Source organism: Streptomyces sp. SudanB52_2052 (assembly GCF_964272415.1).
In the GTDB taxonomy this organism is placed as follows: Bacteria; Actinomycetota; Actinomycetes; order Streptomycetales; family Streptomycetaceae; genus Streptomyces; species Streptomyces olindensis.
Genome location: NZ_OZ186797.1, coordinates 23,076 through 39,988, shown reverse-complemented (window position 1 = coordinate 39,988; position 16,913 = coordinate 23,076). Strand labels below are relative to the sequence as shown.

The window sequence follows — 16,913 nt, the reverse complement described above, 5'->3', positions numbered from 1 at the left end:
GGCACAGTAGCTTGATCAGCGTGCTCTTCCCCGCACCGTTTCTACCGACCACGCCGACCGCCGCTCCAGCCGGGATGGTCAGGTGAACACCGCGCAGGACCCAGGGATGGTCGTTGGAGTAGCGGAACCAGACGTCGCGAAATTCGATTCCCCTGCGCAGGCCAGGCACTGGCCTGGGGTCGGCCGGGACCGGAAGGTCCGGCTCGGCAGTTACGATGTCGAGGTAGTGCTGGAAGAGCAGCAGTTGCTGGTGTGTGAGGGCGGCGTCCCGGGCGATCGACGTCATCGCGGACTGCACACTTGTGACCGCCGCGATCAGCAGGGCAACGTCGCCTGCGGTGATCCGGCCGGACGCCGCTGCGAAGGCCGACCACAACAGGGCGACGCCGGTTATGACGGCGGTCACCATGCTGGCCCCCGTCTGCAGAAGGAGCTCGTGGCGATCGAGGACCGACTGCTCGCGATTGGAGGCCCTGCGTTCGTCGGCCATGCGGGTGCGAAGGAAGGCGCCCGTTCCGAACAGACGTATCTCCTTGGCCGCTTGCACGTCGGTCAGCAGGTCGCGATAGAAGATCTCACGCCGTTGAGTGGGACCGATACGCCAGAACACGTCCGCACGACGCCTGGCAAGCCATACCTCGGTCATCAGCGTCGAGACTCCCGAGGCCAGGACCAGCACGGGCATCCAAGCCGAGAGCACGAGCATCGAACCGAGGAAACCCAGGGCGGTCATGGCCGAGCCGACGACGGACATGCTCCCCGAGACCACGGCTCCGGGCGCGGAGCTGCCGGCCTGGAGTGCGAGCCGCAGCCGGTCCAGGAACTGGGGCTGTTCGAAGCGTGCCATGCCGACGAAGCGCTCGGTCACGGCGAAGAGACGGTCCTGGGCCAGTAGGCCGACCCGACGCTCGGTTTCCCGGTGGGCGAACAGGATCCAGCGGGGGATCAGGGCGGTCAGCAGCCCCATGAACGCGAGTGCGAGGCCGAGGCCCAGAAGCGGCCTCGTGCCGACGGCACCACTGACCAGGACGTCGAGGAAGACCTTGGTGAGCCACGCGGTCACGAGGGGGACACCCGCAAAGATCAGTGTCAGGGTGACGGCCAGAGTGGTCAGCGGGTGGCTCGCCTGCCAGCTCAGCCGCAGGGCATGCAGGACTCTACGCATCACCAGTCGCCTGTTCAGGCGCTGACCGGCGTGCCGGTGATGTGCTTGAGCAGGACACCGGAGGCCTGTACGACGGCGTCGTCGTCGAGGACGCCGAAGGCGGGATAGCCGCGGACTCCGAATGCTGAGCCGACCGCGCCGTCCCTGCCCTCGAGTACGACGCGCGCCACCGGTTCCAGCAATGTGATCTTGTCGCGGAGCTCCTCGGGGTCTCCCACGAGTACTGCGACGACGTGTTTGGGGCCGCTCTTGAACGCGGCGGCGTACTCGACGAACAGCGGTAGCCGCTCCTCGCACTCAGGACAGCCCTGGACGAATGCGCCGACCAGGGTGGGGGCCCCGCGGAGCAGGCCGTCGGAGAGAATCGCTCCGTCGGTGGCGACCGTCCGGAAGGCACCGACGCGCGTGCCGGCGGCGTGCATTACCTGCGGACCGGTGGACTGTGCAGTCGTCTGGGCGGTGTCCTCACGGAGCCGGCGGACGAGTCCGAGTGACAGCACGAGGTTGAACAAGGAGAGCACGCCGAGCAGGGCGAGGAAGGTGATGACGTAGGACATGGTCTCTCTTTCCGCTAGGTCCGGGTTTGGAAGAGGTCGGCGAGTTCGTCCGTGAGGTAGGCGAGAGCGGCAGCCACCGCGCCTACCGCGATGGCGGTGAGAGTGCCGGGCCATGGTGTGGCGGCGCCCGTCGGGTCGGGGCGAGTGATGATTCCGGCCAGCGCGCCTGCGGTCAGCAGGGAATTCCGTGCGACGGTGAATCCGCTTACTGGAGTGGCGGACTTGCCGAAGCACCCGCAGGAGACTCGCTTGCGGCGCCGGAGTGCCACCACCAGGGCCACAGTGAAACAGAGCAGCAACAGCACGGCCCCGGCCAGCCCGTACACCGCAGTTCCCGCCGGAACGATCAGTAATGCGACAGATGCCTCCGCGGCGCACACTGCGACCGCGGTCGTCCGCGCCGGAAGATGCGGAGCCAGCCCGCGCACTGAGGCCGTGAAACGGTGCCATCCGTTCTTGCGCAGAAGTTTCATGGTCAGAGAGGCGGCGAAAACCATCCCGATGAGAACCCGGGAGGCGATGAAGACGTGGTGGTCCACCGTGGCGGTTCCTTAGTGGTGGGCCAGGGTGTTCCGCCCCCGAGGGGGGCGGAACACCCTGGCCCGGTCGGTCAGCAGTTGCCGGAGCCGCAGGCGCTGTAGCGGATGTAGCTGTCGCCGTTGTCGCACACGACGTGGTAGGCGCGCCGCCACCACCAGAACGGGCACCCGTTGTCGCACCAGCTGGAGTCGGTCCGGCAGGCGGCGGCAGCCGTCGCACGGGGCGCGAGGAGTGCAACCAGCTTGTCGCCGGCAGCAGATATGGCAGACCGCATGTGTTCTTCCTTTCGTGGGCTGTTTGCATGCTTCTCTGCGGGACGGACAGCCGTCCGCGCCGCGGCCTCCAGGGGGAGGGCTGTGCCTGATGCGCGTGGCGATCAATCACGGCCACGCCCGTCGTGGGGCGACCCTGGGGACGAGTCGAGTTCAGCGGCTGGCGCATTGTTCGGAAGGGGAGTTCCGGCAGCCAAACAATGGCCGGACGCGATCTTTGCGAGGAAATGAGGGATACGTAGGTTTGCCACCGGGCTATACGGGGGCGGCTGAGGGGGTCGGCGTGGCGGGACGTCGTGAGGTGCCGGTGGATCCGGGGGCGGGTCCGGTGCAGCGGTTCGCGTTCGAGTTGCGCAAGCTGCGTGCCGAGGCGGGCGGATTGACCTACCGGGTGCTGGCCCAGCGGGCGGGGTATGCGGTGACGACGCTGTCCCAGGCAGCCGCAGGTGAGCAGTTGCCGACATTGCCGGTGGTGCTGGCCTATGTGCAGGCGTGCGGGGGTGACGTAGCGGATTGGGAGGCGCGTTGGAAGCAGGCGGTGGACGAGGCCGCTGCCTCAAGTTCGAGGGAAGAGGAGGGGGGAGGCACGCCGCCGTATCGGGGGTTGGCACGGTTTGAGCCCGGCGACAGCAGCCGGTTCTTCGGCCGCGACAAGCTCATTGCCGACCTGCTCAACCTGCTGCGCAAGCAGCGGTTTGCTGCAGTGTTCGGGGCCTCCGGCAGCGGCAAGTCCTCCCTGCTACGCGCCGGACTCATCCCCGCCCTCCAGCACATCCAGGACGTCGCACTGCGCCCTGCCGCAATCCGGATCCTGGCCCCTGGTCATCGCCCGGCGCGCACCCACGTCCATGTGTTTGATACCGACCCGGGCAGTCAAGCGGACGTGTTCGTGATCGTTGATCAGTTCGAGGAAGTCTTCACCCTCTGCCACGATCCGGCTGAACGCGCCGCCTTCATCGACCTGCTCTTGACCGCCCGACACGCAGACAGCCGGCTGCGCGTTGTCCTGGCGGTGCGCGCCGACTTCTACGGTCGCTGCGCCGAACACCCTGGCCTGGCGGAGGTATTACGCGACACCAACTTGCTGGTTGGCCCCATGAGTCCAGTGGAATTGCGCCAGGCCATCGTCAAACCAGCCGCAGCCGAAGGCATGACTGTGGAACGCGCTCTGACCGACCGCCTCGTCGACGAGGTCGCGGACGCGCCCGGTGGACTGCCGTTGCTCTCGCACGTGCTGTTGGAGACCTGGCGCCGCCGCCGCGGCAGAACCATGACCTTGACTGGTTACGAGGCGGCCGGAGGCTTGGGGGGCTCGGTCGCCAAGACCGCCGAGGACGTCTACGGCCGGTTCACCGCAGCCCAGGTTGATGCGGCCCGCCGTCTGCTGCTGCGCCTGGTCGCCCCCGGCGATGGCACGCCCGACACCCGACGACCTGTCGACCGGGAGGAACTCGGGGTCCCCGACAGGCAGGAGACCGCCGAGGTGGTGGAGGCGCTGACCCGGGCGCGGCTGCTGACGCTCGACGGCGACACTGTCGACCTCGCCCACGAAACGTTGCTCAGCGCCTGGCCCCGGCTGCGCGGCTGGATAGAACAGGACCGCGAACTCCTGCGAGCCCACCGCAAACTGACTGAGGCCGCCCGTGCCTGGGAGGAACTGGGCCGCGACCCCGGGGCCCTCTACCGGGGAAGCCGACTCGCTACTGCCCAGGAACATTTCAGCAGCCCCGGGCACCTCGACGACCTGACCGGCCCAGAACGGGATTTCCTCACTACCAGCATCACCGCACGCGAAGAGGATCAACGTTCTGCTACCCGCACCACACGCCGCTTGCGCCGGTTGCGAGTGGGTTTGTCCCTCATGATGGCGCTCGCCTGTGTAGCGGGCGTGATCGCATGGCAGCAGAGCGAGTCCGAGAAACGGGAACGGTTGCATGCCGAGGCCCGCAGGATTGCGGCCCTGGCCGAGAGCCTGCGGGCGACGGACCCGGTCACCGCCATGCGGCTGAGCATTGCTTCCTGGGCTCTGGCCGATCTCCCCGAGAGCCGCTCGGCGCTGATGAGCGCCGCGGTTCAGAAGGAGCAGGACGTCTTCACCGACCCAGATACCGATCCGACCGTCGTGCGCTACCTCAGCGGAGATGGCCGCACTCTGCTCAGCGTGGGAGCGAAGCGAGCCGTGGTGTGGGACGTGCGTGGCCACCGGCGGATCGCATCGTTACCCGGGCTGGGCGACAGCCTTGGCCACGCCGGTGTGATGAACCCCGACCTGCGGAGACTCACTCTGGTGGACGACGACGGCAGGGTGAGGATCTGGGACATGCGGGCGGGCCGTGTGGATGGGCGGCGCCTGCCGGCCGACGACGGAGCCGAGATCAGTCCGAGCGGCCGTTCGCTTGTCCTGTACCGCACCCAGGGACCCCAGGCAGTACTCCAGCTCCGGGACATGCGGACCCGACGTGTGCTGCTGGAGCGTCGCATGGACAGTGTCCTGCCCAGACTCCGCCCCGGGGAACGGTTCCACGTCCCGGAATGGGACTTTCGGCGGCTCCACCAGCAGCGCCGAGTGAACAGTTACCCGCTCCCCGATGCTCAGGTGAGCGCGGACGACCGGCTGCTGGCCCTGTGCTTGCCCGGCACCCGTCTGCAGATCTGGGACATCCCCAGGCGACGCAAGGTACCCACCGCATGGGCCCCCAAGGCGACAGCCGCCAACTGCTCCAAGGAGGACTTCCAGTTCACCCCCGACAGTCGGCACCTGATCCAGCGCGGCCCATCAGGACTCCGCAGATGGGACATCGCTTCCGGGCGCGAACTGCCGAAACTTGAGCACGAGGGACTGGAAGATCTCGAATTCAGCCCGGACGGCAGATTCCTGGCCGCCGCAGACCTCGACGAGATTCTGCTGTGGCGCACCGGCGCGCCCGCGACACCCGTCTTCCGGTATCCGCTCCCCGAGGAAACGATCAGTGACCTCAGACTGGACGTGGAAGAACGTCGCATCCGCTACTTCGCGGGAAGCTCCCAGACTGTGGTTCGCTCCCTCTCCCTCGATGGCATCGTCGACTTCCGCTGGCACAGCCGACCCGCCGCATCGGGCTCCTTCAGCCCGGACGGCCGCACACTCGCCATCGCCCACCAGGACACCGACACCGGCCGGGCGCAGATTCAGTTGCTCGACAGCCGCAACGGCCGTCACCTGGCCAGCCCGCCGTCGGCAGCCTGCCCGACTTTCCCCGAAGGTCGGCACAGTGCGGAGCGCTGCTCAGTGCACATGGCCTTCCGTCCCGACGGACGCTATCTCGCCTACGGCGTCAGTCACCCGAGAGAGTCCCTTCCGCCGGAGAAGCTGTCCCTGTGGGACGTCTCCGCCCACCGCATCACCAAGTCACTGACGGTAGCGCGTACCGGCCCCGAAAACCCCTCTCCCGCAAACGCCGTCAACGGCATTGTCTTCCACCCGAATGGGACGTCGCTGATGGTCTCCCGCATACCAGAGGCCGAGCGGCTTGAGTTCTGGAACCTGCGCAGCGGGAACATGGCCCGTGACATCCGAGGCATCGGAGGTGAAACCCTGGCGGTGAAACCCGGCGGACGCATCCTGGCGACTAACCACGGCCAGTTCCTCGACCTGCGGTCCGGCCGGATCACACGCCGAGCACTCACCTCGGGCATGACGACCGCACTGGCATTCAGCCCGGACGGCAAGTACCTCGCAGCAGGCGAGGAATCCGGTCAGGTCACCGTGTGGGATGGTGACGCCGAGAAGCCCCTCGGCATCCTTCCCGCGTCTCCAGAGCGTGAGGGCAAGCCCCGGCACGTGTCGGCGTTGGTGTTCTCCCCGGACGGGCGCACCCTGGCCGCTGCGGGCCATGACGGCACCCTTCGGCTATGGGACACCGACTCCAGCCGCCCCATTGGCTCCGCCCTCCCTACCCCAGGAACAGCCCTCCTGGACCTCGCCTTCAGCCCTGACAACAAGACCCTCTCCGGGGCAGGCGAACACGTACTGCTGCAGACATACGACATCACCACAGGCCGGGCAGCCACCCTGGCATGCGACCGCGCCGGGGCAGGCCTGACCCAAGACGAATGGCGCACACTCGTCCGTGGCATCCCTTATCAACGGACCTGCTGAACAGCCGCTGGCGGCGGACCAGAACCCGGGTGTGGTCGCGTACGCAGCGTGACGGTTGCCTTTGCTGTGACGGCGGTCGCAGTCGGCCGAGAGTCGTTCGGCTGAGAACACACCTCATGGGGCCGAAGGGTCGAGCGGCCCCGGTACTGGGCGTCCTCGACCCTCCCTACTGCCCACCGTCAACAACGACGGGTGCAGTGCCGTCGTCCGGGAAGAAAGTGTCGGCAATCCGGGCGAGGTCGGCGTCGCTCAGCTGAGGTGGTGTCCACCCGCGTCCGCGTGCGTGATCAACGAATTGTGCATCCAGGGGCACGTGGTAGTGCTCGACGTAGTACGCCAGATCCGTGTACCAGAACCACTCACCGTCAGTAAGGAGGTGCAGGCCGCCGATCAGCTCGTTCGTGGCGCTGAGGACGTCATGGACCCGTGAGGTGGTCGCGGCCAGCACCGAGCCAGCACGCAAGTAGCGAACGAGATCCGTTTCATAGGCCGTACCCTCTCTTTGCGTGCAGTCCCTCAGCGAGGGCCCGTCGGTGCGGCCATGCCCCAGCTCCCGGAACTCCCCAAGGAATCGGCCTGCGTGCATGTTTTCGCTGCTCACGGCAGCACCCTATGTGCCGAGCGCGGGCTAGGGCAGACTCTCTGCAGACGAGCTCTGATGGCCCTCGGTCACGTCAGCAGGACGCGCTTGCGGAGGAGCTCGAATCCTGCGCGGCCGAACATCTGGCGCTTGAGCATCTTGATCCGGTTGACATGACCTTCCACGACGCCGGAGTTCCACGGTTGGGAGAGCCCTGCGACGACAGCGTCAAGGTCGCGTTCGAGGTGGTGAGCGAACCGGCTGAGACTGGGCAAGTCGGCAGAGGCTCTGGCTGATTCGATCCACTCTGGCGATTGGTCGCCTCGAAGGTCGGTGACCATGTGGGCGAAGGCCCGCACGTGCTTGGCGAGGACGCCCAGCTCGGGGCAGTTGGCCAGCACGGCCTTGAGCTGGATCCGATCGCTCTCGGCCAGGGCGTCCGGGTGGGTCAGGAGCCAGCGAGTCACGGCGCGGGCCGATGGCGGTCGGGGCCCAACCGGCTGGGGTTTGCTACGTAAAGTCCTGCTCACGTAGTTGCGGACGTTGCCGTAGCCGTCCGGGTAGCCCTGCTCTCTGATCTCCTCCGTGCGACGTTCTGGCGCGCGGGCACCCGTGTCCTGCCGAAGGTGGAGGGCAAGGTCCGGCGCCGTTCCTACAAGCCGGGGTGGCGGCGTCTGTCCTTCCGCATCGCACTGGGGGCCGGCGTCTGGGAGACCGGCTACCTGGCCACCCAGGACCTGGACGCCACCGTGAACAACGCCCAGGAGCTGTGGGACAACCGGGAGCAGGTCCTGGCGACGCTGGAGAGCGGCGGGATCGGCGCGGCCTGCGTGCTCACTGTGGGCACCGCGGCGTACATGGCGCTGACCCGCGAGCGCCGTGAGCTGCTGCGCGAGTGGGTCGTCCCGCTGCACGAAGCCATCCACCGGCCGCTCGGGCTGGCCGAGCAGACCGACCCGCGCCGCTACCTCCACATCCCGAAGAACTTCTCCGACGACGACGCGGAGATACGGATCGACCTGCCCAAGCACCTGGACTTCTCCCGCGACGTCATCGCGGACCGCGTCACGCAGAAGCTCGCCCTGGAAGGCGTCACGTTCGACTGGCACCCGGAGGGCCGCAAGCCGTACGTGCGGGTGAAGAAGACCCGCAAGCCCCCGGCGAAGGCCCTCTTCAAGGACCCCAAGGTCCGCGAGCTGGTGGCCAAGGCCCCGGAGTCCGCACCCATCATCGGCCTCGGCACCGGCGGTCGGATCGTCTCCGTCGACCTGGACGCCGACTCCCCGCACATCCTGGTCAACGCCTCCACCGGCGGCGGCAAGTCGGCCACCCTGCGCTGCATCGCCTGCCAGATGCTCCACCACGGCTCGCTCGTGTTCGTCCTCGACACCAAGCGGATCTCCCACCCGTGGGCGCACGGCATGGACGGCGTCACGTACTGCCGCGACATCGCCGACATCCACGACCAGCTCATCGAGCTCGATCGGCTAAGGCGTGTCTCTTTGATGGGGTGAGCAGTTGATCGGATGTGTCTGTCCGGTTGGTGATCAGTGATGCGATGTGGGACCGGATCGAGCCGTTGATGCCGGCCGATCCGATCCGTGGGCGCCGGTGGGCCGACCACCGCCGCACGATCGAGGCCATCGCGTGGAAGTACCGCACCTGCTCGCCCTGGCGCGACCTGCGCGAAGAGCTCGGCTCGTTCAAGACCGCGCACAAGCGCCTGCTGCGGTGGGCCGTCGACGGAACGTGGGGGAAGATCTTCGCCGCCGTCCTGGCCGCAGCGGACGCCGACGACGACATCGCCTGGACCGCCTCGGTGGATTCCACCGTCTGCCGGGCTCACCAGCACGCCGCCGGAGCCCGCAAAGGATGAGTCCATCCCCGGCGAGCCTGCCGACCACGCCCTCGGACGCTCCCGGGGCGGCCTGAGCACCAAGGTCCACCTGGCCAGCGACCTCCACGCCCGGCCTCTGGCCATCACGGTCATTGGGGTGGAGGGTGGTCCAGCGGGTGCGTTGCCTGTCGGTCCACTTGTGGAGGGTCGGAGGATGGAGCCGGCTGTTGAGCTGGTGCAGCTTGGTTTGTTGGTAGGTGCGTTGCCAGACGCTGGGCCAGGGTGGGTTCCACCAGGGATCGATGGTGTCGAGTGTCTGGCTGGTGGTGGGGGAGAGACGGCCTTGCCGGGCTTTGCGGCGTGTTTGTACCAGCCGGCGGCCCAGGGGGAAGCCGTCGTGGTGGGTGTCTGCGCTGGGGGAGAGGTGGCCGTGGACGGCGGCGTAGGCGCGGGCGTGGGCGAGGCCGGGGCTGAGGGAGTCGACATGGCTGGTTCTGCGTCTCTGGCCAGCGGCGTCCGCGGTGCCGGGCGCGATACCCAGGTCGGTCAGGGGTTTCTGCTGCTCGGGGCGTAGACGATCCCAGGCGGCGTGTTGGGCTCTGATCCAGGTCCGTACGTCGGCCGGGACACCGTGGGGCCAGGCCTGGGTGGTGCGGGCGCGGGTGTAGGCGCGCTGCCAGGCGAGGTCCCAGGGTGGGTTCCACCAGGGGGCGATCGCGGTCAGTGCCTGGTGGCGGGCGTTGGGGGTGGTGTCGCGTCGGCTTGTTGGCGTTGGTCGTTGAGCCAGCGGCCGAGGGGGAAGCCGTCGTGGACGGTGGAGTAAGTGACGGCCAGGGTGTGGTGGGTGGCGGCGTAGGCGCGGGCGTGCGCGAGTGCGGTTTCGGCGTAGGGGTTGATGGGGCGGGTGCGGGCCGTCTCGTTGGTGAGGCCGATGTCGGTTAGGAGGCGCTGCTGGTCGGGGTGGAGGTCGTCGTAGTGGGTGCGTTGCAGGCGTAGCCAGGCGCGCTGGGTGGGGGCGAAGCTGTGGAAGTGGTGGTCGGCGTCGAGCCGGTGGCCGGCATGTACCTGGTGGTGGATGTGCTGCCAAGCGCGCTGCCACGCCAGGCTCCTCGGACACCACCACGGGTCAACAGTGGTCAGCGCCTTCGCCGCGGCAGACTGAGGCGCGCCCCTGTCGGCATCGATTCGGGCGTGCTGGCGTTGCCGGCGCAGCCACCGACCCAGCTCGAACCCGTCGTGGACGGTGCTGATCGCGGCAGCGAGGGTGCCGTGTGTCGCGTGGTAGGAGCGTGCGTATCCGAGACCGACAGCGAAGTCGGCCTCGCGCTCGGCGGGCCGTGCGGCAGCGCCGCGGGCCCGGTCCGCGGTCAGCCCGAGTTGGGCGAGGAGGTCCTGCTGGTCGGGTTGGAGGGTGTCGTACTGGGCGCACTGGGTGGTCAGCCACGTGGCGAGCGCGCTGCTGGTGCCGGGGAATCCTGCCGCGGCCTCCAGAACGTGGCCGCCGTGGACATGGGTGTGTGCCTGGTGCCAGGAGCGTTGCCATTCCAGGGTCCAGGGCGGGTTCCACCAGGGGTCGATCGCCGACAGCGCCTGCGCGCGGGGTGAGGGGGCGCCGTGGCGGTGCTGGTGGGCGCGGTCCTTGCTGCGCTGGTTGGACAGCCACTGCCCCAGCTTCAGCCCGTCCTGGACGGTGTCGGTGGTCGCGTTCACCAGCGTGCCGTGGATGTCGGCGAAGGCGTGTGCGCAGGCGAGGGCGCGCTGGAAGTGGGTGGCCATGTGCTTGCGGCGGGGCCGGGCCGCCCGTACGGCGTCGTGGGTGAGGCCGATGTCGGCCAGCAGGCGCTGTTGTGCGGGGTGCAGCTCGTCGTAGCCGGTGCACTGGTTGTACAGCCAGTCGCCCAGGCCGAAGCTGGTAGTGGGGAAGCCGCGGTCGGGCCGCAAGGGTCCGCGGGCGCGGACGTGGTCACGGGCCTGGTAGTAGAAGCGCTGCCACATCACCGTCCACGGCGGCCGCCACCACGGATCCAGCGCCTCGAGTTCCGCGACATGTTCGGGCGGCATCGCCGGGAACTTCCGATGATTCGACAGCCATCGGCCCAGGGCAAAGCCGTCGAACCGGCTGTGGATCGGGGCGGCGAGATGGCCGTGTACCGCGGCGTAGGCACGGGCGTGTGCCAGCCCCGTCGTGAACGCCTGATCCGACCTGTGCCGGAGCCCCAGGTGCAGCCGCATACCGCCCGCCGTCTTCTCCGGCTGCTGTGCGGCGTCGCGGTAGGCGGTGAGTTCGCGGGCGATGGGCCGGGGCCGGTGAGCCATGTGCAGCGTCCACAGCCGGTCGGCGACGGCTGCGTCCGCGGCGGCCCGTACGCAGTGCTGCGCCCAGAGCAGCAAAGGACCGGCCGAGGTCGAGGCGATCCGCTCGGTAAGCCACGGCCGCCTCGTGACCCGCGCCAGTTCGCCGACCAGACCAGGCACGTGAGCGAGCGTGTGAGGCAGATGTCCGCCGGTGTCGGCGAGCAGCCGCTGCCTGGTGCGTTCACCGGTGAGGACCGAGGTGAGGGCGACGGTCTCGGGGCAGGTCACCGCGTCCCTGGCCAGCAGCCGCCACCAGCCGGGATCGGCCCCCTGCGGCGTGAGTTGGCGTACCCGGTGAGGCCACTGCTCTTCGTCGGGCCACTGCTGCGCCCACCAGGAGACGACCACGGCGTGCGCGACCTCGAACGCACGAACGGCGTCCGGCCGATGGCGCAGCAGATCCAGATGCCGCCGGTGCGCCGCGACCACCTCCGCCAGCCCCGCCAGGTCCACCTGCTCGGTGTCGGCCGGCGCGCCGTCGATCCAGTGGGTTCCGAGCATCCAGCGCCGGTGGCGCGGGCAAATCCGCATGTGCGGCTGCAGGTACACCCGGGCGGGCTTGGTACGTCCGGTGCGTGCGGCCTGCACAGCCGGCAGCCTTCTCCCGCGGCCGGCACCACGGCCCCGAAGCGGAACCGCCCGGCTGCACCCGCCCCGTTTGGTGAGAGGGGTTCCTGGGCGGTCCAGGCGGGCAGGGCCTTTCCCAAGACGTTCTCGGGCACGCGGCAGAACGCGGAGATGCGGGCGCGGGCTTCGGCGTTGAGGTACACCTCGCCGTCCCGTCCGGTAGCCCTTGAACAGGCCTCCGCCGACCTCGAGGAGCGCGGGGATGAGGTCTCTGACGCCGAGCCGGTAGCGGTCGGCCAGCCGGTCCAGGTACGCCAGGTTCGTCTCGCCCTGCAGCGGCGCGAGCCGTACCGGCCCCGGACGTGCCGCCGCCGTACGCGGCGGCTGCGGCTGTGGTGGAGGAGAGTCGTGCATGAGGGGGCAGAGGTCGTTCCTGGAGGGTTCGGATGTACCGGCATCCGAGCAGTGGCCGAACGGGGGAGCGGGACGGACGGTTGAGGCAGACACCGACAGTCAGGGCTGGCGTTGCGGGGGCGTCCGGCGGCGGTGTCGAGTTCGATCTCTTCTAGGAGCTTCTTGGTGATCTTCTCGGTGCCGTCCAGCAGGGACACGAGGGCGGCTTCGCGGATGAGGTGGGAGAGGCTGCCCATGCGGCCGCCGGTGCGGGCGTGGAGGTAGGCGGCGTGCGTGCGCAGGGTGCCGGGCCGGTGGTGGCGCAGTCGCAGGGCGCTGTCCATGCCGTGCACCAGGTCGTGCCAGATCTGCTTGTTGGCCGGGCTGCCGTAGCGCAGGGGCTGGTTGCGCACGATTTTGAAGCGGCCGGCGAGCTGGGAGCCGCGCACGCCGGTCAGCAGCGGGGAGGCTTCGACGTCGATGCCGGAGTAGACGAAGGTCGCCGGGATCCGCTCGCCGAGGTACTTCAGCTGGTCGGAGGTTTTGGCGCCGGCCCGGCTGCGGGTGTCCATCAGGTGCACGTCGTCGACCAGGACCAGCTGGGTGCTCATCTCGCACAGCAGCTCGCACACGGCGTTGGTGATCTGGATCTGGTTCATCCTCTCCAGGGCGGGCAGGCCGAGGAAGCGGGCGAACTCGCTGATGAGCATCTTGGGGGGGACGGCGGCACGGTGATGAACAGGACCGGCAGACGCCCGTCCTGGTTGGGGTGGCGGCGCCGGTCGGCGAGTTCGACGGTGCGCCCGAGCTGCTGCATCGCGGTGGTCTTCCCGGTGGTCGCGGGCCCGGAGATGATCAGGCCGCGTCTGGCTCCGCCCTGTTGGCCGCGGTTGAGCAGCAGCACGCGGCGTACCGCGGTGGAGATGGTGTCCATCGCGGGGGTCTTCAGCACCACGAACCGTGCGTGGTAGTCCTCCCGCTGCTCCAGGGTCCATTCCTGGTCGCCAACGTCCAGTGCTGGGGCGGGGGGTGTGTCGACGAACTGCTGCCACCCGTCCCAGGTGGTCAGCGGGTTGAAGGTGCTGTGCTGCGCGGTGGCGGGCTGCGCCGTCGTCACCATGCCTGGGCCTCCTGGTACGGGTCGTAGATGCGCATGCCGCCCGCCCCGGCGGCGTTCAGCGTCTGCTCAGCGGCCTGGTCCTGGGTCGTTTCGGCCGTCGGCTCGGATGCTTCGGCCTCATCCGCGTGGCCTGCCGCGGCGTCCTGGCCGTCGGCAAGGGCGGCGAGAAGGTAGTCCTCGTCGTCCTGGTTGTCCTCGATGTCGTCCAGGCTGTCGTCGGCGTCCCAGCTGTCGGCATCCTGAAGCGGGACGGTGAAGGAACCGGGCAGCCCGAACGAGGCCCCCGGCGCGAGAGGCGCAGGCCACTGCTGCGGGGTGGTGGCGGGGGAGGGGTCGGTCATCTGCGCGGCCGCCTGGGCCCGGGCGGCTACCGTCCTCTTTCGCCTGCTGCCCAGTCCCTGGCTGGCACGGCGCAGCAGCGCATCGAGTGCCTGGGCGATCGCCGCCTCGTGTTCTTCACGGTCGTGCCGGCGTTCCACGGTGCGGCGGACGTGGTCGAAGGTGAATGCGGTGAACGGGCGCCTCACCGCCCCCGCGTGGATCAGGCTCCAGCTGGCATCCTGTTCTGCGGCCGCGCCCCGCTGGGAGACGTCCGAGCCGGTGTGGCCCGGCAGGTACTGGCTGAACCCGTCGGCGATGGCGCGGAAGGTCCGCTCCACGTTCCCCTTGGCCGGGCCGTTCGCCGGCGGCACCGGCTGCACCGAGATCCCCAGGCTCTCGCACGCCGAGACGAACGATGCCGACACGTACACCCGGCCCTGGTCCACGATCACCGTCTCCGGCATGATCACCGGCTGGGCGGCAGCCTGCTCCAGCCGTGCGTCCAACGCAATCAGCCGCTCGTAGGGGATGACGGACCGCTGCATGGACAGTGCCGCATCCCAGCCCGGCCGCATCGCCGTCGGCACCACCATCTGCGCCAGCAGCATCGCCGCGTCCACCGACGTCGTGACCACCGGCCGCAGCACCGCGGCGCAGATGCTGCGCGTGGCCACGTCCAGCGCGATGCACAGTTCAAGACGGCCGGTCACACCGTCGTCCAGGACCGCCAGTACATCCAGTGGCGTGCTGTCCAGCATCACCAGCTCGCCGGGCCGCAGTGCCACCGTCGGCGTGAAGGGGGGGTGCCGGCCGTGACGCATGCCACCGCCGCTGTGTGGCTGTCCCCAAAAGGCCCTGTCCGTCGGCCACAGCGTGCACCAGTCGGTTGAACGTCGACGCCGGCGGCAGGGCCACCGTCCCGGCGCCGTACTCCTGATCCAGCAGCCACCCCACCTGGCGGCGCAGCCGTACCAGCGTGCCCGTCGACCGCTCCCGCTGCTCCTCCAGCACTTTCCTGACTGCCGCGACCACCCGCTCATCGGCCCGCCCCAGGGCCGACCGCTCCCGCACCGCCCGGCCGTCGACCAGCCCCCACAAACCCTCGCTGCGGTAGCGCGCCCGCATCCGGCGCACCGTCGCCGTACTCGCCGCCCAGCCTGCAGCCGTCAACTCCTCGGCCTTCGCCCGCTCCCGTTGCGCCAGGCTCCGCGTCGCCGGATCGAACTGCTCACGCGGGGCGCCCTGCCCGACCGCGTCAGGAAAGCCGGTCTCCACCTCCCGCACATGCCGCTGCCACGCCAGAGCCCGCTCCCGCACCTCGACTGGCAGGGCGTCCAGCAGGCCGAACGGCGGCACCCTCCCCGGCGCCGTCCCGCCTTCCACCTCGAAGGACGGATCGGCGAACAGGTAGGGCAGCAGCACCACCGCCGAGGCGCCCTCGTCATTCACCAGCGTGGCCCGGGCGCCTTCCAGCACGGCGAGCGTCCATACCCGTCCGGCGTAGCGAAGACGCGCCCCGACCTCGACAACCGCCTGCGTCACGCCGCTCCGGCCTCCTGCCGCGCGACCGAGACAATGGCACGCTCGTGCAGTGGTTCATCCAGCCGCACCCGCAGCACACCGCTCCACAGCGCGTGAAAGACCGCAGGCCACACGGCGATCGGATCCCCCAGCTCACACACCGCCTCCACCGCCGGCCGCGGACTGCCGAAGGCCTCCACCAGAGCGGGCATCCACGGACCTGCGGCGTATCGGGGATGCCGGTAACCCGCCAGCCACCGCACATTGGCCAGCAGCACCGGATCCGGCGGCCCCGCCAGCCGGTAGGACCAGCCCACTGCCTCCGCGGCAGCCGCTACAACCCGTGCCCGCTCTGCCAGCCGGGCAGAGGGCCCGCTGCGTCCCGCGCAGTCGAGCAACAGGCCGCTGCCGTCCTGAAGCCTGGCCATCAGCTGCGGCGCATGACCGACCTCCTTGCTCTCCTCACGCCACACCAGCTCCACCGGTCGGCAGGCCAGCGCCACCACCGCCGGATCCCGGTCCAACAGCATCAGCTCGATCCGCATGACACCGGACCCGTACGCCACCAGCCGCCCGGTCGTCGACGACCACCACCAGCCCGGAGCCACACGCCGCCCGTGCCGGACGGGGAAAGGCCGTACCGCAGGAGAATCCTCGAAGACGACGTCCTGAGCAGCCTCAAGCCACGGGAGCTGGTGTGCGCGCCCCAGAGGGTCTCGAAAGCGCACATCAATCAGGCTGGCATCTACAGCCGCAGCTTCTTCGCGTCGAACAGCACCACCCGTACTGTGCGGCTCGGGGATGCGGCACCCGGCCCTGGGCACCGCGGACGATGCGGCCTCCTGGCTGCTGTCGATGATCACGTACTCCACACAACGCCATGCCTGACCTGCCGTGCAGGAGAACCGGCAGGTAACCGCAACATCGGTGCAACCGACGGATGTTGGGCTGCGCGCGGCACCCAGGGTGCCGCGCCCGGGCATCGGTGTCAGTGCAGAGTCCCGCACTTTCGCGTTCCCGATTGCAGGCCGTTGTGTCAGTCCTCGCCCTCACCGAGGGCGAGGACCGCGGCCAGCTCCTCGGCGGGCAGGCGGGACCACTGGGCCACCTCCTCCAGCGCCACCCCGGAGGCAACGGCTGCGGCGGCGGTACGCACGAGGGCCTGGTCGATCAGGTCGGCACTGCGGCTGAGGTGCTCCAGCAGGGTGCGGGCCACCTCGGCGGTGGTGCCGCTGTGCATGCCGCGCAGCTCCACCAGCTGTTCGCGTGCCTCGTCGACCAACTGCGTGATGCAGAACCGTTGTTCGGCAGCAACGGTGGCCCGCCACCGGGTCCCCGAGCCGCCCGACTGGGCTTCTGCCGCCATGACGCGCAACTGGCTGGCCATCGTGGCGGGCTGCTGTTTCCGCTTCAGCCGCCACGGATCCTCCGGCCAGCCCGGCGGTCCCGTCTCGTGGCGGCGGGCGCGCACGATCGCGCCCTTCCAATCGTTGAGCGGGCTGCCGTGGTCGGCCGCGAGCTCGGGGCCCAGCCAGGTGCGGCCCATC

General features: G+C 69.3%; 13 protein-coding genes and 3 pseudogenes. 3 read left to right on the top strand and 13 right to left on the bottom strand.

From position 1 onward, the window contains the following. The 4 genes from ACSUPV_RS41245 to ACSUPV_RS41230 form a co-directional block, all read right to left on the bottom strand. Positions 1–1,165, bottom strand: a 1,165-nt coding sequence (locus ACSUPV_RS41245) for an ATP-binding cassette domain-containing protein (protein ID WP_436950031.1), incomplete at its 3' end; no start/stop codon positions are given. 14 nt (positions 1,166–1,179) lie between these two features. Beyond that, complete coding sequence (locus tag ACSUPV_RS41240) at positions 1,180–1,722, bottom strand: hypothetical protein (RefSeq protein ID WP_436949844.1); 543 nt, start codon at positions 1,720–1,722, stop codon at positions 1,180–1,182. A gap of 14 nt (positions 1,723–1,736) precedes the next feature. Continuing rightward, positions 1,737–2,261 carry a MauE/DoxX family redox-associated membrane protein gene (locus tag ACSUPV_RS41235; protein ID WP_436946608.1) on the bottom strand — a complete coding sequence of 175 codons (525 nt, stop codon included), beginning with the start codon at positions 2,259–2,261 and terminating at the stop codon, positions 1,737–1,739. Positions 2,262–2,332: 71 nt separating this feature from the next. Beyond that, the gene (locus ACSUPV_RS41230; RefSeq protein WP_436946607.1) at positions 2,333–2,536 is read right to left on the bottom strand and encodes a hypothetical protein; all 204 of its coding nucleotides are present in this window, start codon (positions 2,534–2,536) and stop codon (positions 2,333–2,335) included. Positions 2,537–2,817: 281 nt separating this feature from the next. On the opposite strand from ACSUPV_RS41230, the gene ACSUPV_RS41225 reads away from it, so the two are divergent. Further along, positions 2,818–6,672, top strand: a complete 3,855-nt coding sequence (locus tag ACSUPV_RS41225) for an nSTAND1 domain-containing NTPase (RefSeq protein ID WP_436949845.1) — start codon at positions 2,818–2,820, stop codon at positions 6,670–6,672. Positions 6,673–6,838: 166 nt separating this feature from the next. Here ACSUPV_RS41225 and ACSUPV_RS41220 read toward each other — a convergent pair whose 3' ends face one another. Continuing rightward, the gene (locus tag ACSUPV_RS41220) at positions 6,839–7,273 is read right to left on the bottom strand and encodes a hypothetical protein (RefSeq protein ID WP_436949846.1); all 435 of its coding nucleotides are present in this window, start codon (positions 7,271–7,273) and stop codon (positions 6,839–6,841) included. Positions 7,274–7,341: 68 nt separating this feature from the next. Beyond that, positions 7,342–7,719 (bottom strand): ISL3 family transposase, encoded by a 378-nt coding sequence (locus tag ACSUPV_RS41215; RefSeq protein WP_436950030.1) that lies wholly within the window; start codon positions 7,717–7,719, stop codon positions 7,342–7,344. A 159-nt stretch (positions 7,720–7,878) separates the two neighbouring features. Here ACSUPV_RS41215 and ACSUPV_RS41210 point away from each other — a divergent pair, with 159 nt between their 5' ends. Together ACSUPV_RS41210 and ACSUPV_RS41205 are read left to right on the top strand one after the other, a co-directional pair. Continuing rightward, the gene (locus tag ACSUPV_RS41210) at positions 7,879–8,766 is read left to right on the top strand and encodes a helicase HerA domain-containing protein (RefSeq protein ID WP_436950029.1); all 888 of its coding nucleotides are present in this window, start codon (positions 7,879–7,881) and stop codon (positions 8,764–8,766) included. Between the two features lie 14 nt (positions 8,767–8,780). After that, positions 8,781–9,270, top strand: a pseudogene (locus ACSUPV_RS41205) (IS5 family transposase); the annotation flags it as partial. Positions 9,271–9,447: 177 nt separating this feature from the next. Here ACSUPV_RS41205 and ACSUPV_RS41200 read toward each other — a convergent pair. The 7 genes and pseudogenes from ACSUPV_RS41200 to ACSUPV_RS41170 form a co-directional block, all read right to left on the bottom strand. Further along, positions 9,448–9,624 (bottom strand): annotated as a pseudogene (locus ACSUPV_RS41200) (helicase associated domain-containing protein); the annotation flags it as partial. A gap of 185 nt (positions 9,625–9,809) precedes the next feature. Then, positions 9,810–11,945, bottom strand: coding sequence for a helicase associated domain-containing protein (locus ACSUPV_RS41195; RefSeq protein WP_436950028.1), 2,136 nt, complete (start codon positions 11,943–11,945; stop codon positions 9,810–9,812). Positions 11,946–12,505: 560 nt separating this feature from the next. Continuing rightward, positions 12,506–13,524: pseudogene (locus tag ACSUPV_RS41190) on the bottom strand (TniB family NTP-binding protein); the annotation flags it as partial. After that, positions 13,518–14,603, bottom strand: a complete 1,086-nt coding sequence (locus tag ACSUPV_RS41185; RefSeq protein ID WP_436950027.1) for an integrase catalytic domain-containing protein — start codon at positions 14,601–14,603, stop codon at positions 13,518–13,520. The gene ACSUPV_RS41185 and the pseudogene ACSUPV_RS41190, both read right to left, overlap by 7 nt. Beyond that, the gene (locus ACSUPV_RS41180) at positions 14,539–15,387 is read right to left on the bottom strand and encodes a hypothetical protein (protein WP_436950026.1); all 849 of its coding nucleotides are present in this window, start codon (positions 15,385–15,387) and stop codon (positions 14,539–14,541) included. Before ACSUPV_RS41180 ends, ACSUPV_RS41185 begins: the two co-directional genes overlap by 65 nt. After that, on the bottom strand, positions 15,384–16,229 hold the full coding sequence (locus ACSUPV_RS41175; RefSeq protein ID WP_436950025.1) for a TnsA-like heteromeric transposase endonuclease subunit: 846 nt from the start codon (positions 16,227–16,229) through the stop codon (positions 15,384–15,386). The genes ACSUPV_RS41180 and ACSUPV_RS41175 overlap by 4 nt, the downstream gene beginning before the upstream one ends. A gap of 173 nt (positions 16,230–16,402) precedes the next feature. Beyond that, positions 16,403–16,912 (bottom strand): hypothetical protein, encoded by a 510-nt coding sequence (locus ACSUPV_RS41170; protein WP_382618375.1) that lies wholly within the window; start codon positions 16,910–16,912, stop codon positions 16,403–16,405. Position 16,913: the final 1 nt, after the last annotated feature.